Raw genomic sequence first — 15913 nt, 5'->3', positions numbered from 1 at the left:
ACACACACATCTTGAATCTAGCATTTAGATTGGAACATGTCAATTAAACACATGTAGCTGCAATATAGCTCAAGCCGTTGCGGGATCTGCCATCATATATCCTACCCCTGGCTTGGTGATCAGGTATTTGGGTTGTGAGGTATCTGGCTCTAACTTGCGGCGGAGGCGATTCATGTTGACGTGGAGCATATGGCTTTCGCCTGAATATTCTGCTCCCCATACATGTTCAAGTAAACGATTCTGGGTTACAACTTTCCCCAGATTCTGCGATAGGTAGGATAGAATCCGATATTCGATCGGGGTTAATGCGATCTCTTTGCCCGCGATAGTGACCAGGTGTTGGGTATAGTCAATAAAGATGGTGCCAATCGTTGTTGAAGCATTGATCTGGTCACTGTTCAAAAATTGGGAACGCCTTAATACTGCTCTCACACGCGCAAGGAGCTCATCAACGCTGAATGGCTTGGTAAGGTAGTCGTCGGCCCCGAGATCTAAGCCACGAATCCTATCCTGCTCGTTACCTCGTGCCGTCACTATGATGATTGGTACATTGGAGAATTCCCGAACACGGCTACAGACGGTAAAACCATCAAATTTGGGCATCATCACATCAAGAACAATGAGATCAGGCAGCTCCGACTCAACTTTCTCAAGAGCCTCCTCTCCATCGCTGGCTGTCAGCACGTCGTAATCTTCAAATTGGAGATTACGTGCCATCAAGCGTACCAGTTGCGGATCATCGTCTGCCACAAGAATGGTTGTTTTTTTAGCTGGCATCAATCATCATCCCCTTCGTGATCTGAAGCCTATGCTTCATTGTCTTCTCAAAGATGACTCAAAAATAAACGGGTTTGCGTCTTTATAGTATCATCATATCTCAAAATAAGATGATGTCGATAGTAGAGCTTACGTTTAACAGCTACTGTAGAATTTATTCTTTATGCTGGTGGTTGTTATCTCTGCTATAAATAGTACATTTATTTTATTGTGGGTTTTGTTGTATTATGCTAACGAGCACTGTAAATGGAGCCAATCTGGCAGAGATAGGAAGAAAAGAGTTACTACTATGTATTCACAAATAACCTATGAACGTGACCCAATCTCTGAACGCTTTGAGATGTTGAGCCAGATTGGCGTAGCTTTAATGAGTGAAAACGATGAAGGAAAGCTTTTACGCCTGATTGCTGAGAATGCTGCGAGGATTACTGGCGCTGAGTTTGCGGCCTTTATGCTACGCCCGATTAGAGAGGATGGTCAGTTATCAGAGGTACCCGGTGAGTCGGAGTTTCGCTTAGCTACGGTTGTTGGTGTATCTCCAGAGCAGGAGCAGCGACTAAGACGCCTTTCTTTGCGTGGTCTTGGCCTGCTTAAACCGATCTTTCAAGATGGACAGACCATACTTTTGCCTGATGTGCAGGCCTCTATTCCTCTGCCCAGCGAGCTTTCTTCAGCACAGGATACAGCTGCTCATCTGACAGAGAAGCGTCGCTACACCTTTGCATATATTCATGGGCAATTGAAGGGTGAACTCTTACAAGGGGTTGGCGCTCCTAATGATGAGGCTCATCCTTCTATTCGGAGTTTTTTAGGGGCTCCCTTGCTTAATCGCCATAAGGTTATCTTTGGTACGCTGCTGCTTGGACATTCTGAGCCATTGAAATTTAGTCGGCGGGACGAAGATCTTTTAATTGGCCTGGCTTCTCAGTCCGCAATCGCGCTTGAAAATGTACGTCTCGGTCGCTTGATGGAGCGCCGGGTGAATGAGCTGGATGCTATCGTCACAGGTATCTCTGATGGCGTGATCCTGACAGATCAGGATGGCAAGATTTTATTGGAGAATAATGTTGCGAAAGCCGTACGCTCTCGTGTGCTCCTGGCTGATAACGGTGAGGAGACCCTGCAACAGATTTTGGCGAGACCTGTTCAACAAACGTTACAAGGTGCTCCATGCAAAGAGATTCTTTCAATCGAGTTAAGCGATCCACCAGAGCTGAGTACATATGAAGTTACTTCATCATTACTGTGTGATATTAATAGTGTCTGCTCAAAGATTGCCTCAGATAAAGTGTTAGATTCATCTTTAGATTCATCGAGTGAAAGGCTCGTGCTTGAATCCCATCGGGTTCCTGCCGTCCTTGTCGTCTGGCATGATGTCACTCCTGCTCATCAACTCATTGCTACTCAGCAACTGAGAGAACAGGCTGTGTCTCATCTTACGCTCTTTCAGCAGATGCTGGATGAGCTTCCCAATCCGGTTTATATTGTTCGTGGGTGCGATGCGCGTCTGGCGATCTCTAATCAAGCTACAAAACAGCTCTGGCGTAATTGGGATCAGGGTCTGCCCTTCCGGGATTGGCTTCGACTCAATGGTATTCGTCTGTTTGATGTTAATGGCCGCCCGATATCTCCTGACCAATACCCCTCTTCTCGTGCTTTAAATCGGAATGAGTCAGCTCAATATGTTCAGGAATATATTCGTTATCCAGATGATACCTCTATGATGGTCGTGGTGCATGCCATTCGTTTAAATATTGGCTCAGCCGACAGGGAGAACCTGCAACATCTTCTCCCTGATTTGAAGGAAGATGAGCCACTGGCTGTGATATCGATTCAAGATGTCTCTATCTTGAAAGAGGCTGATCGCGTAAAGGATGAGTTTATTGCTATTGCTGCGCATGAGCTACGCACTCCGCTGGCTATCTTAAGTGGCTTTGCGCAGACGCTTCTTGTGCAGACTGCGCGTGGCCATGGGCCGCCGCTGGAAGATTGGCAACATGAGGCGCTGGATGGTATTGAGCAATCGTCTTCTCGCATGGCTGAATTGATTGCTGATCTTCTGGATATTACGCGTTTACAAGCAGGCCAGTTGAAATTTCGTCCAGAAGCATTTGATGTCGTGGCTCTGGTTGAGCGCGTGGTCAAGCGGATGCAGATGACGACAACAACTCATCAGCTTCAATTGCAAAAGAATGCTGAGAGCATGGTGATCGATGCTGATCCCCGCCGTGTTGAGCAGATCCTGACGAATATGATTGCTAACGCTATTAAGTACAGTCCAGGGCAAAAGTCGGTTTCGATTAGAGTCACTAAAGATGAGTCTGATTATGATGCTTTGATTGCTGTCCAGGATTATGGGATAGGTATCCCTGAGAATCAGTGGAGCCGTGTGTTTAGCCGCTTTGAGCGTGGCGATAATGCTCGCGCCTATGGAATTGGCGGGACTGGATTAGGGCTTTACCTCTGCCAGGAACTGGTTGAACGCCAGGGAGGTCGCATCTGGTTTACATCCACTGAAGGCAAAGGATCAACGTTTTATATCTCTTTACCTGGCAAGTCTCCTCTTTCTTGAGACTCTTGAAGATACTCTGGTTAACGAACGTTCCAGAGAGAACAGGTATGATATAAAAAAGAGATCTGGCCGCTCGATTGCCCCTGGCTTGAGCGGCCAGACCTGGTACTTGATCTTATCCTGCGCTAATCAAGTGTGAGGAGATGTTTTTTACGGCCCGGTCAGAACGCAACCACGTTTAGCGTTGTCCCATTCTTTTTGCAGGCGGTAAGGATGTCCATTCAGCGTGATATTTGAGCCACTGGAGTTTCCAAAATTCCAGGCACATTTATCACCAATCTCTGCGCCGCTGCTATCATACCAGGCATTGAGCAAGGGATCAGTGGCGGCCTCAATCTGCTCGTGAGAAGTTACGTTGATCGTCTCGTCAGCGGCCTGATCTCCGTTGGGGCCGGTGCCACCATTGCAGCTAAAGCTATAAGCATATGGCATGGCTGCATAGATGGTGTTGCTGCCGAAGTAGCTGTGATAGGCGCAAAATGCGTTGGAGGCGCACTGTGACTGGCTGCTGTCGAAGCAGAGATCCTCGCCAGCTTGCGTGAAGACAAAGAAGATGTTATTCACGCTTGAGCTCCAGCCATTGACGCTCTGTGCATGGCTGACTTCATTCTGAATATCGCTATCCAGCAGGGGACTCTCGGGATAGCTTCTTGTATCTGTCCAGGCGGCAGCAAATGTGGTTGTGCTTGGATACTGACCAGAAGAGTTTTTGTACTGCTTGTTGTTATTGTACAGTCCACTCCCGCCAATATCACCAAAATATCTCTGAATCAGGCTATGATAAGTGGACGATACATTGTTGGTAGGCTGCCAGAAAATAGCGTAGGTATGAGTGGTTCCAGCTTCAACTGCTCCGCCATGATAGGTTAAATTGGTTGCAAGAGGGGCATATTTCGCGTTGACCGTTACCGATCTGGTGCTTCCATTATGGAGAAGGAAGCGCACATTCTGCGAAGCGCCTGCTGAAGCTGAGGCACTTAAGGGGGTCAAGGCAGAGATGATCAGCAAGAGAAATGGGATGGCCAGTGCTGTAAGTGCTGGTCGTTTCATGCATAACTCCTGAAAATAGGTGAGATGTCCACAAAAAAGTGATGCTAACGAGTGAAAACGGCTCCTCTTATCTTTGGGGCAATTAGGTTGAGGGCTGTTTTTTTCACTGCTATTGATTATAAGTATAAATATATTTATTCAAAGGCAATTCAGTGGATTTTTTGTGAAGCGATAGCATTAGTAAGACAATTCGAAAGTTATGTTCAGGCTTGAAAGTTACTGGAGGAGTATCTTGATGCATGCTGATTCAGATTGTCTTATACCAGGAATCTTCTCTAAGTATTATGTAAGTCTGGATGGCAGGATGTTCTGATTCTTATCATCTACTAACCTATGCAATTTAATTCTATGATTTTAAATCCTGGGTATCTTTGTTTGATTTTTGATACCGCTTAAGACAATTTCCATATTGTTTTTCTTCAATTTATAAGTTACGATATTTAAAGCCCTTATTTTGCCACTATATATTTATAAATATGAGGAGATGCCATGATGGCTGCTGAAGCACTTTTAAAGGATTATTTAGACAAACTTAGTGAACAATACGGCAAAGGTAATGCAACAGAGCATACCTATCGGCCTACCCTACAAGCCCTCTTTGAAAAGATTGACGCAGGTATCTCTGCCACCAATGAGCCCAAACGTATTAAATGTGGCGCCCCTGATTACGTTGTAGAGCATAATAATCTTACCGTTGGCTATATTGAGGCAAAAGATATTAATGAACCGCTGGATAAAATAGAGAAGGATGAGCAGCTCAAGCGTTACCTTCGGGCTCTGGATAATCTGATTCTCACTGACTATTTAGAGTTCCGTTGGTATGTGCAAGGCGAAAAACGCATGTGTGCTCGCCTGGGTAATATTAAGAACAAAAAGATTGTCCTTGATAAGAATGGCGTTAAATTAGGTGAAGAGCTACTCCGTTATTTTATCGAGCACCGTGGGGAGCAGATCAATAAACCAGAGGAACTCGCCAAACGTATGGCCCGCCTTACGCACATGATTCGTGATATTATTGTTGATGCATTCGAAAAGAACGAGGCTTCAGACAGCCTCAAGGATCTCTATAAAGCTTTCCAGGAAACTCTTCTCCCAGATTTAAATGCAGAATCTTTTGCTGATATGTTTGCTCAAACGATGGCTTATGGTTTGTTTGCTGCTCGCTATAATCATAAAGGTAAAAAACCATTTAGCCGTGAGGATGCTGCTAAGGAGATTTCTAAGACCAATCCATTCTTACGAAAGCTGTTTACCACTATTGCTGGTCCTGATCTGGATGATGAACCATTTATTGGTTTTGTAAATGAGCTTGCTCAGATCCTGGCCTACACTGATATGGGAGCAGTACTCGCAAACTTCGGTAAACGGACGAGGCAAGAAGATCCTATTGTGCACTTTTATGAGACATTTCTTTCACAATATGATCCAAAATTGCGAGAGACGCGCGGTGTATATTATACTCCTGAGCCGGTCGTATCCTATATTGTCCGCTCTGTCGATTATCTGTTACGCGAACATTTTGATTGCCCAGAAGGCCTGGCTGATAGTACCTCTGTAACATATAGCTACAAGGATGATGAAGGAAGAGATCTCATCGAGACAACTCCTCGTGTCGTTGTCCTTGATCCTGCAACAGGTACAGGAACCTTCCTCTATAGCGTGATTGAACATATTCGTGAAAGCTATCGCCAAAAGGGCAATGCTGGAATGTGGTCAAGCTATGTTCGTGAGTACCTCCTACCTCGTCTCTTTGGCTTTGAACTTCTTGTTGCTCCCTATGCAATGTCACATCTCAAATTAGGAATGCAACTGGCTGCTATTGATCTACCAGAAGTAGATCGAAAAACCTGGGCCTTTGAATTTGGATCTGATGAGCGGCTTGGTATTTATCTGACCAATACCTTAGATGAAGCTGTTAAAAGATCAGATATGATTTTTGGGAAGTATATTTCTGATGAGGCAAACAAGGCAGTAAATATTAAGAAAAAAAATCCAGTTATGGTTGTGCTAGGGAATCCTCCTTACTCAGGTCACTCGGCTAATAAAGGCAAGTGGATTAATGAACTATTACATGGTATAGATTCCCAGACTGGACGACGAACAGGAAATTATTTTGAAGTTGATGGGCAACCACTGGGTGAACGTAATCCTAAATGGCTTAATGATGATTACGTAAAATTTATCCGTTTTGCACAGTGGCGTATTGAACAGACTGGGCATGGTATAGTCGCCTTTGTCACGAACCATGGCTACCTCGACAATCCCACATTCAGGGGGATGCGTCAGAGCCTCATGCAAAGTTTTGATGATATCTATATTCTTGATCTACATGGTAATAGTAAGAAGAAAGAGAAATCACCTGATGGATCAAAGGATGAGAATGTATTTGATATTCAACAAGGTGTCGCAATTGGTATTTTTGTAAAAAGACAGAAAAAAACTAATTTATCCGGCATCGCAAACGTTTATCATTCTCATCTCTGGGGAGTACGTGAAGTATATGAGAAAATAGGCAGTGAGCAAAAGCTCATTGGCGGTAAATATCACTGGCTTGGTGAAAAGGATATTGTTACAACAAACTGGACAAAACTAGAAATAAGGGCTCCTTTTTATTTGTTTTCCCCACAAAATATTGACGTATTAGTTGAATATGAAAAAGGTGTGAAAATAAATGATATTTCATTAAAAAATAGTGTTGGAATTGTTACGGCAAGAGATGCTCTGACGATTCATTGGAATAAAGAAGATATATGGAGAACAGTGCTTGACTTTCTCTCCCTCTCTCCAGAGGATGCAAGAATAAAATATAAATTAGGTCAAGATGTTAGAGACTGGAAAGTTGAAATGGCACAAAAAGATTTGAAAGAGTCAGGACCATCTAAATTTAATTTACTTCCTGTCCTTTATCGGCCATTTGATATTCGTTATACATATTACACGGGTAATTCTAGAGGCTTTCATTGTATGCCTCGAAAAGATATAATGCAACATATGATTAAAAATAACTTAGCTATAATTACATCAAGACTAACTAAAGGGGAAAAGTACAAACATGTACAAGTTACTCGAAATATTGCAGAAGTAATCTGCATGTCACCGAATACTTCTAACAATGGATTTGTCTTTCCTCTCTATCTTTACCCTGCTCAAAACGAAGGCCTTTTTGCAGATAATGAATTTTCGAGTAATCCTGGAGCACGTCTTCCTAATCTTTCATTAGCATTTATAAAAATGATTAAAGCGAATATAAATCTTAATTTCCTTACAGATGGAAGAGGAGATTTATTAAATTCGTATGGTCCAGAAGATATTTTTGATTATATATACGCTATTTTAAATTCACCTACATACCGTGAACGCTATTCAGAATTTCTTAAAATAGATTTTCCACGTTTACCACTTACTTCAAATATTGAGCTCTTTCGCAATCTCTGTAACTTAGGTGAGCGATTAGTTGAATTACACTTGATGGAGAAGTCTGGTAAGGTCACTGCAAGGTATCCAGTATCAGGTAACAGTATTGTTGAGAAAATAGATTATACTCAACCTGTTGATGCCCCTGAGCAAGGTCGTGTTTGGATCAACAAAGAGCAGTATTTTGAGGGTATACCACCCGAGGTTTGGGATTTCCACATTGGCGGTTATCAGGTTTGTCAGAAATGGCTGAAAGATCGCAAGGGACGGCGGTTGGAATTTAATGATATTATGCACTATCAACGTATTATAGCTGCTTTGTTAGAAACAATTACATTAATGGAACAGATTGACGAGACTATTGAAGAACATGGTGGATGGCCGATTGTTTAGGCAGAAGCCTGAAAAATGGTCCTGGGTGATAATTGGGTACTCGGATTTTTTTGATTAATCTATCTACCCTTCGAGGTGATAAGAAAAGGTGGAGACATTTCATTACCATCATGAATGATGGGTGGACCATGGAGGAATGGGTCACGACGGCCATCATGAATGATGGGCCCTACCATCTTATGCGATAAATCGCTCAATACGGGCAATTTGTTGTGTGAGGTGGAAGGGCCTGAGATGATGGGGTGCGGAACCTTCCCATATTTCTTTGTTACCCCTCAAGGTGTGGCGTGGCAATGAAACAAATGTCACCATGGTTTCCCCTTTACACAATAAATAACCCTTTAAGAGCGATTTATCGCATAAAATCGTAGGGCCCATCATTCATGATGGCCGCGGTGACCCATTCCTCCATGGTGCACCCTTTGATGGATGATGGCCGCGGTGACCCATTCCTCCATGGTGCACCCTTTGATGGATGATGGCCGCGGTGACCACCTCCTCCATGGTGCACCCTTTGATGGATGACCCCCTGCGCGGTGTGGCACCCTCTAATTCATAATGGTCATCTTGACGCATAACACATTTTTACCATTTTTATACATAATTAGAACTCAAAGAGCGATTTATCGCATAAACATGTGGGGCCCATCATTCATGATGGCCGTGGTGACCTCCTCCTCATGACCACCTCTCTCATGCATAAATAAACATTAACGAGCGATTTATTGCATAAACATGTGGGGCCCATCATTCATGATGGCCGTGTGACCCCTCCTCTATGTTCCACCCTCTGATGCATGATGGCAACCGTAACCCCCTCCGCCCTGTTGCCCCCTTTCTATTGTGATTGACAAACATGGTATTGGCAACTATACTCTGATCAAATGGAAAAAGAAGCGCTTGCTGTATTGAAGCGCTTATTGATCATTATGGATGTATCTTTCGTTTTTTGATAGCGTTGCTCGAACCGAAAGGATGAGAGTTTGAAGACGAATGAAAAGCCTTTTCTGCTCCAACAGATTTTACAAGGATATACTCCCTCAGATGATGAGGTGTTAGCACTTGGTCGGGACTCTTCTCTTCCTTCTCTATTAGATATTTCGTCTCAACTGCGAGATCAGGGACACCTCAATCGTATCTCTTACTCTCGTAAAGTATTTATTCCCCTCACTCAACTCTGTCGCGATGTCTGCCATTATTGCACGTTCGCCAAACCACCTCTGCCCGGTCAACGGGCCTATCTTACTCGCGAGGAGGTGCTGGCGATTGCTCGCGCAGGTGTCGAGGCTGGCTGTAAAGAGGCTCTTTTCACCCTGGGAGATAAGCCTGAACTGCGCTATAAAGTTGCTCGTCAGGAACTGGCTGCTCTTGGTCATGAGACTACTCTCTCCTATCTGGCTGAGATGGCTGAGGTTGTGCTGCGCGAGACCGGACTCTTACCACATGCGAATCCTGGCGTGTTGAGTGCCGAGGACTTGAAGCTATTACGTGGAGTCTCCGTCTCGCAGGGGATTATGCTCGAGAGCGCCTCCGAAAGATTGTGTGAGCGCGGTGGACCACACTATGGTTCGCCAGACAAGCGTCCAGCCGTTCGATTAGAGACGATTCGCTTAGCAGGTGAGCTCCAGATTCCTTTTACGAGCGGGATCTTAATTGGCATTGGTGAGACGCGGCAGGAGCATTTAGAGGCGCTACTGGCCCTCCGTTCGCTTCAGCAGCGCTATGGACATATTCAAGAGATCATTGTACAGAATTTTCGCGCCAAGCCTGATACCAGGATGGCGAATGCGCCAGAGCCTGATCTCGATGAATTGCTCTGGACCCTGGCTATGACGCGGATTATGTTTGGATCTGCCATGAATATTCAGGCTCCTCCTAATCTCAGTCCTGGTACCTACCCTCAGTTGATTCGAGCTGGCCTGAACGATTGGGGTGGTATCTCCCCTGTTACCCCCGATCATGTGAATCCAGAGGCGCGCTGGCCTCATTTGACGGAGTTAGAGCAGCTTACCCTTCATTCTGGGAAGATTCTGGTTGAGCGTCTCGCTGTCTACCCACGCTATGCTCTCAATTCTCAGATCTGGCAAGAGAAGCCGCTGATCCCCCATGTCCTTCAGGCCTGTGATAGCGAGGGGTTTGCCCGCACTGATCCCTGGTCGCCAGGAGCACTGGGCGGCATTCCTATTGCAGTAAGTACGACTCCGGTCCAGTCTGATCGTTATCCCGAAGTGCAGGCGCTCATTGATAAAGCTGTAGCTGCTGAGCCATTAACAGAGGCTGAGGTTGTACGCTTATTTCAGGCACGAGGTGAGGAGTTTACCCTGGTCTGCCAGGCCGCAGATGCATTGCGCCGCCGCTTAAATGGTGATGTTGTTACCTATGTAGTGAATCGCAATATTAACTACACAAACATCTGCTATTTTAAGTGTCAGTTCTGTGCCTTTTCTAAAGGGAAACTGAGCGAGAACCTGCGCGGCGTCCCCTATGATCTGGGATTGGATGAGGTGGTCCGGCGCGTTCAGGAGGCATGGGAGCGGGGCGCAACCGAGGTCTGTATGCAGGGAGGCATTCATCCCGACTACACTGGTGAGACTTATCTACAGATGTGCCGCGCGATTAAAAAAGTGTTGCCAGAGATGCATATTCATGCGTTTTCGCCACTTGAGGTCTGGCAAGGTGCTCAGACACTTGGCCTGAGTGTGCACGATTTCCTGGCCCAGTTGAAAGAAGCTGGCTTGAGCACGTTACCAGGGACGGCAGCAGAGATTCTTGATGATGAGGTGCGAGCAACGCTCTGTCCTGATAAGATTAAGACGGATGAATGGCTGGAAGTTATGGAAGAGGCTCACGGTATTGGCCTGCGCACAACGTCTACGATTATGTATGGGCATCTTGAGGAGCCAAAGCACTGGGCACGTCATCTGCTGCGTTTAAAGGCTTTGCAGGAGCGAACGGGCGGCTTTACAGAGTTTGTTCCTCTGCCTTTTGTCCATATGGAGGCCCCTGTCTTCTGGAAAGGTCGTTCTCGGAAAGGACCAACTTTCCGTGAGGCTGTCCTTATGCATGCGGTTGCTCGTCTGGTTCTCTATCCTCATATTACCAACATCCAGGTCTCCTGGGTCAAGTTGGGTCAGGAAGGCATTAAGTTTGTGTTACAGGCCGGTGCTAATGATATGGGCGGCACGCTCATGAATGAGAGCATTACTCGCGCGGCTGGTGGGGAGATGGGCCAGGAGCTTCCACCTGCTCAGATGGAGGCGTTGATTACATCGATTGGACGCATTCCTCAGCAACGCACAACGCTTTATCAGGCAGCTTCTGATGAGCGTCATACCGCTGCCTTTCAGGCTGCCGATCTTCAGCCTATCATTCTGACGCCCAGCAAGCGATATGCAAAGAACCATGCCTGAGTTGAGGCTCTATGTTGGGAAGAAGGAGAGAGAGTTGGGTGGGCACATGTGTGAGGATGGGTGAGAGAGGCAGGTGGGCAAGCTCAGCGGACGCGACTGCGGTCGGGTCCGTGTCCGGGGAGACAATGAATTGACGCCGTTCAGGGATCAATTCATTGTGGCTGACGACACGGGCCAGACCGCAGTCGCGCCCGAGAAACGAACACAATCCAGCATGTACCCTTTCTGAATACTGTGCCCTGCTTTCGAAAGCCCAAGAGAGATGAGTGGACCAACCAGGAATGGGAACGCCCTGTGGTCTGGCCGTAAATTAAATCTTTGTGTCAATGAATGGATCACAATAAATGGATAATCATGCTGCTATGCAGCTTGCTATTGCCTGTGCCCGCTCGGTTGAGGGGCGGACCAGCCCTCGACCCCCTGTTGGGGCTGTTGTTGTGCAGGATGGGACGGTGGTGGGGACTGGAGCAACTTCACCTCCCTATGGTCCTCATGCAGAAGTTCATGCCTTGAATGCTGCTGGATCGGCTGCTTATGGAGCAGATCTTTATGTGACGCTTGAGCCCTGCTGCATTACTGTTCATACTCCGCCCTGTACTGATGCGATCATTCAAGCAGGTATTCGCCGCGTTTTTATTGCTGCATTAGACCCTAATCCTCGTGTCTATCAACAGGGAGTGGAACTGTTACGGCAGGCGGGGATTGAGGTATTCATTGAGGTTGAAGAAGTTGCAACAGACATTATTCGCCCTTTTGCCACTCTAATCAAGAAGGGAAGGCCTTATGTCACAGCCAAGTGGGCGATGACGCTGGATGGTAAGATTGCGACAGCGTCGGGCGATGCACGCTGGATTAGTGGAGAACGATCACGCCTCTGGGTACATCAGTTGCGTGATCGCGTTGATGCGATTATGGTTGGAGCCCATACAGCTCTTGTTGATGATCCACAATTGACGGTAAGACTCCCTGTAGAAGAGCAAGGATTAGTCCGCCAGCCTCGCTCTGGACCGATAAGAGTGGTGGTATCAACAAATGGTGAACTTCCATCCTCGCTTCGTCTGTTGCAGCCTGACCTGGCATCGGGCACATGGGTACTGGTGGGCGAGACCTGTATGCTGACGCAGCAACAGGTCCTATCCAGTCTGGGGGTAACGGTAATTCCTGTCCCTCTTAATGAGCAGGGGAAGGTGGATATCGAGGTAGCTTTAAGCACGCTTGCCCAACGCGGCATTATGCATCTCCTGATCGAAGGGGGGGCTCAACTGTTAGGTAGCGCGTTTCGGCAACAGGTTATTGACCATGTGGCAGTGTTTATCGCCCCCAAAATTTTGGGTGATGCCGCAGCTCCTTCGCCTCTGATTGGTTCCTCTGTGACATGGATGCAAGATGCCACGCGTCTACATTCTATACAAAGTCATCTCTTTGATGAGGATATTCTCCTTGAAGGCGAATTTTATCACTAGCAACAAACGAAGTCTTTAGCAAAGCGAGTAACTTAATGGAAGAACTTATCGCTCCTTCTCTTTTGACTATTTCTGATGCCTGTCAAGAATTGCGGGCAGGCCATATTGTTTTTCTCTTTAATGAAGAGCAACCACAGCTTATCTGTGCCTGCCTGGCTGCCCAATTTGCTCTGCCTGCTCAAATGGATGTAGTAAATGCTCTCACAACTGGTCGCTTCTATGCTCTGCTCTCTGGTGCAAAATTAGATGCCCTCTATCTTACTCCTGACTCTTACGATCCCTTTCAATCCAAGCTATCGACTGAGTCCCAGGCTCTCGAGGCTCATTTTTCGGCTGAAATCTATGCAGAAGCGGCTCGTAGCCTGGTTGATCCTACGACGAAACCAGAAGATCTACCCGAGCGGCCAGTCTTTCGCTATCTACGGGCGCATCCTGGCGGAACCCTGCAGCGGCCAGGATATACAGAGGCTGTGCTGGATCTGTTGCGCATTGCAGGACTGGAAGCAGCAGCGATCGTTGGACAGGTGATCAATAGCGACTCTGTACAGGCCGCGCTTATCTCTGTACAAAGCATTCAGCGTTATCGTCAGGAGCATCTGGTTAGCCTTTTGACCGAGATTCAGCTTCCTACAGCGTTGGCAACGTTCCGTCTTCGCCATTATCAAGAGTTAGCAACCGAGGAGCCATATCTAGCTTTATTATTGGGGGAAAGCTCAGCTCTTCAAGATCCAGCTCATCCCCCTCTGCTGAGGGTCCACTCATCTTGTGTAACAGGCGACCTCTTTGGTTCTCAGCGCTGTGATTGTCAGGCACAAATGCATACCGCCCTGCAAGAGATTGCGCACGAAGGACGTGGCATCTTCCTCTATCTGCCACAGGAAGGGCGTGGTATTGGGCTGGCAGGTAAGCTACAGGCCTATCTCCTCCAGGAACAGGGAGCCGACACCATCGAAGCGAATCAGAAGCTTGGTTATCCAGTCGATGCACGTAACTATCGCTGTGCCCTGGAAATCCTGCTCGATCTGGGCATCAAGAGTGCTCGTCTACTGACCAACAACCCTGAGAAAATACAAGCATTGGAGCAAGGTGGCATAACCATTGAGCGTGTCGCGCTGGAGACGCGTCCAACCAGCACAAATCTTCAGTATCTGTTTACCAAACAGCAGCGGATGGGACACGTATTTTCCCGTCTGGATGCCCGGCTGAGCCAGATGGAATAGAGCGTGTAAAATCACTATAGGGTCTGACCGTTTTACGGCGAAATCACCCACAATTTTGTTATACCCGGGCTTTATCCTAAAATGGCGTGCTGTACACCCCTCATAGGCTATTGACGCTACTGCCTAAGCTTGTTATCATAGGTACAAGACATCGTGTCAATCGCCAATAGTGATTGACAGACAATAAGCAATGCACCGAGAGGGATCAGTACGTCTTGTGCTGTGCACAGAGAGTGGTCTTCTAGCAGCTGAAAGAGGCCATCGCAGTAGAGTCCGAACCCACCCTTGAGCAGATGGCGAGAAGTCATGCGGGTACTCCTCCGTTATCAGGAAAAGAGATGGTAGGACTCTGTCTATTCTAGCCTGAGAACTACTAACAAAGGTGGTACCACGAATCTACGTTCATTCGTCCTTTACGGCGATTGAGCGTTTTTTTTATAGTGAAAGGCAGCAAGAGATGTCTGGCAGACAGCGCAGAATTGTCATCAAGCTTGGCGGCAGTACTCTCACAACGCCACAGTATGCTCTCCGCCATAAACGTTTACGTATACTTGTAGGTGAGATTGCCCAGTTAGCCTTACAGGGATATACCCCTATTCTCGTAAGCTCGGGTGCCGTCCCTACTGGTTATGGCGTCTTGCGCTGGCCTCGTTATCCATTGACAATTCCTGAAAAGCAGGCTGCTGCATCAGTAGGACAGGTTGCTCTGATGCATCTCTATCAGCAACTGTTTGCTCGCTATCATCTCCATGTGGCTCAGATCCTCCTGACCCAGGATGATTTTAGTGTCAGGCCTCGCTTTGTGAATATCCGCAACACTATAGAGATGCTCCTACAGAATCGCGTGGTGCCAATTGTGAACGAAAATGATACCGTCACAGTAGATGGTATCAAGGTTGGAGATAATGACACCCTGGGAGCTCTGGTTGCCACTGCCGTTGATGCCGAGCGCTATATCATTCTCTCAGATATCGATGGTCTCTACACGGCCAATCCACGTTTGCATAAAGACGCGACCTTTATCCCTACCGTTGAGTCAATTACATCTGAAATCGAGGCTCTATGTGGAGCTAAGGGCTCGGTTGGGGCGACAGGTGGAATGCGTACAAAAATCAAAGCCGCGAGAATCGCCACGGCAGCCGGAATTGAGGTGGTGATTGGAAATGGTGAGCGACCCAATATTCTGTTAGAGCTAGCGCAAGGTACAGGAGTGGGAACACGTTTTCTCGCCCAGAAAGAGCGGTTGCCTGGTAAAAAGAGTTGGATTGCGTTTAGCTCGCGTGTCGAAGGACGTATTCTCATCGATGCAGGTGCAGTGCAGGCTGTTGTGCAAGATAATCGTAGCCTGTTAGCCACTGGTGTAACGGCGATTGAAGGACAATTTTCTGTTGGCAGCGTTGTCGAGATCTGCGGTCCTGACGGACAAGAGCTAGGTCGAGGCATTAGTAATTATACGTCCTCTGATCTCTATTTGTTGAAAGGAAAGAACTCGCAAGAGATTCTCTCACTTGTTCCGACACTTTTGAACGCGAGTATTGAAGTTGTTCATCGCAATGATCTCGCGCTCTATTCATCGACAATTGCACTCCGCTAGTCTATCTCAGGAGGATGCCC

At 46.8% G+C, this 15913-nt stretch carries 8 protein-coding genes; 6 read left to right on the top strand and 2 right to left on the bottom strand.

Features of this window, described 5'->3' with window-relative positions:
• Positions 1-69: 69 nt before the first annotated feature.
• Positions 70-777 (bottom strand): response regulator transcription factor, encoded by a 708-nt coding sequence (locus tag EL628_RS29570; RefSeq protein WP_126583563.1) that lies wholly within the window; start codon positions 775-777, stop codon positions 70-72.
• Positions 778-1066: 289 nt separating this feature from the next.
• On the opposite strand from EL628_RS29570, the gene EL628_RS29565 reads away from it, so the two are divergent.
• On the top strand, positions 1067-3349 hold the full coding sequence (locus EL628_RS29565; RefSeq protein ID WP_161975876.1) for a GAF domain-containing sensor histidine kinase: 2283 nt from the start codon (positions 1067-1069) through the stop codon (positions 3347-3349).
• A gap of 150 nt (positions 3350-3499) precedes the next feature.
• Here EL628_RS29565 and EL628_RS29560 read toward each other — a convergent pair whose 3' ends face one another.
• The gene (locus EL628_RS29560; protein ID WP_126583561.1) at positions 3500-4399 is read right to left on the bottom strand and encodes a hypothetical protein; all 900 of its coding nucleotides are present in this window, start codon (positions 4397-4399) and stop codon (positions 3500-3502) included.
• Between the two features lie 489 nt (positions 4400-4888).
• Here EL628_RS29560 and EL628_RS29555 point away from each other — a divergent pair, with 489 nt between their 5' ends.
• From EL628_RS29555 to proB, 5 genes are all read left to right on the top strand, one after another.
• Complete coding sequence (locus EL628_RS29555) at positions 4889-8206, top strand: type ISP restriction/modification enzyme (RefSeq protein ID WP_218029024.1); 3318 nt, start codon at positions 4889-4891, stop codon at positions 8204-8206.
• A gap of 983 nt (positions 8207-9189) precedes the next feature.
• Entirely contained in the window at positions 9190-11616 is a 2427-nt protein-coding gene (gene cofH, locus EL628_RS29550) for a 5-amino-6-(D-ribitylamino)uracil--L-tyrosine 4-hydroxyphenyl transferase CofH (RefSeq protein ID WP_218029023.1), read from the top strand.
• A 344-nt stretch (positions 11617-11960) separates the two neighbouring features.
• Positions 11961-13079, top strand: a complete 1119-nt coding sequence (ribD, locus tag EL628_RS29545; RefSeq protein WP_126583560.1) for a bifunctional diaminohydroxyphosphoribosylaminopyrimidine deaminase/5-amino-6-(5-phosphoribosylamino)uracil reductase RibD — start codon at positions 11961-11963, stop codon at positions 13077-13079.
• A 35-nt stretch (positions 13080-13114) separates the two neighbouring features.
• Positions 13115-14299, top strand: coding sequence for a GTP cyclohydrolase II (gene ribA / locus EL628_RS29540; protein ID WP_126583559.1), 1185 nt, complete (start codon positions 13115-13117; stop codon positions 14297-14299).
• A gap of 457 nt (positions 14300-14756) precedes the next feature.
• Entirely contained in the window at positions 14757-15893 is a 1137-nt protein-coding gene (gene proB / locus EL628_RS29535) for a glutamate 5-kinase (protein ID WP_126583558.1), read from the top strand.
• The last annotated feature ends 20 nt before the right edge of the window (positions 15894-15913 follow it).

Source organism: Tengunoibacter tsumagoiensis (assembly GCF_003967535.1).
GTDB classification, from domain to species: Bacteria; Chloroflexota; Ktedonobacteria; order Ktedonobacterales; family Ktedonobacteraceae; genus Tengunoibacter; species Tengunoibacter tsumagoiensis.
Note: the sequence above shows the minus strand (reverse complement) of the source record. Positions and strands in the feature narration are given on the sequence as shown.

Coding starts and splice junctions, on each gene's coding strand:
- proB (WP_126583558.1), top strand. CDS start 14,757: ATGTCTGGCAGACAGCGCAGAATTGTCATCAAGCTTGGCGGCAGTACT.
- ribA (WP_126583559.1), top strand. CDS start 13,115: ATGGAAGAACTTATCGCTCCTTCTCTTTTGACTATTTCTGATGCCTGT.
- ribD (WP_126583560.1), top strand. CDS start 11,961: ATGGATAATCATGCTGCTATGCAGCTTGCTATTGCCTGTGCCCGCTCG.
- EL628_RS29570 (WP_126583563.1), bottom strand. CDS start 777: ATGCCAGCTAAAAAAACAACCATTCTTGTGGCAGACGATGATCCGCAA.
- EL628_RS29555 (WP_218029024.1), top strand. CDS start 4,889: ATGATGGCTGCTGAAGCACTTTTAAAGGATTATTTAGACAAACTTAGT.
- EL628_RS29565 (WP_161975876.1), top strand. CDS start 1,067: ATGTATTCACAAATAACCTATGAACGTGACCCAATCTCTGAACGCTTT.
- EL628_RS29560 (WP_126583561.1), bottom strand. CDS start 4,399: ATGAAACGACCAGCACTTACAGCACTGGCCATCCCATTTCTCTTGCTG.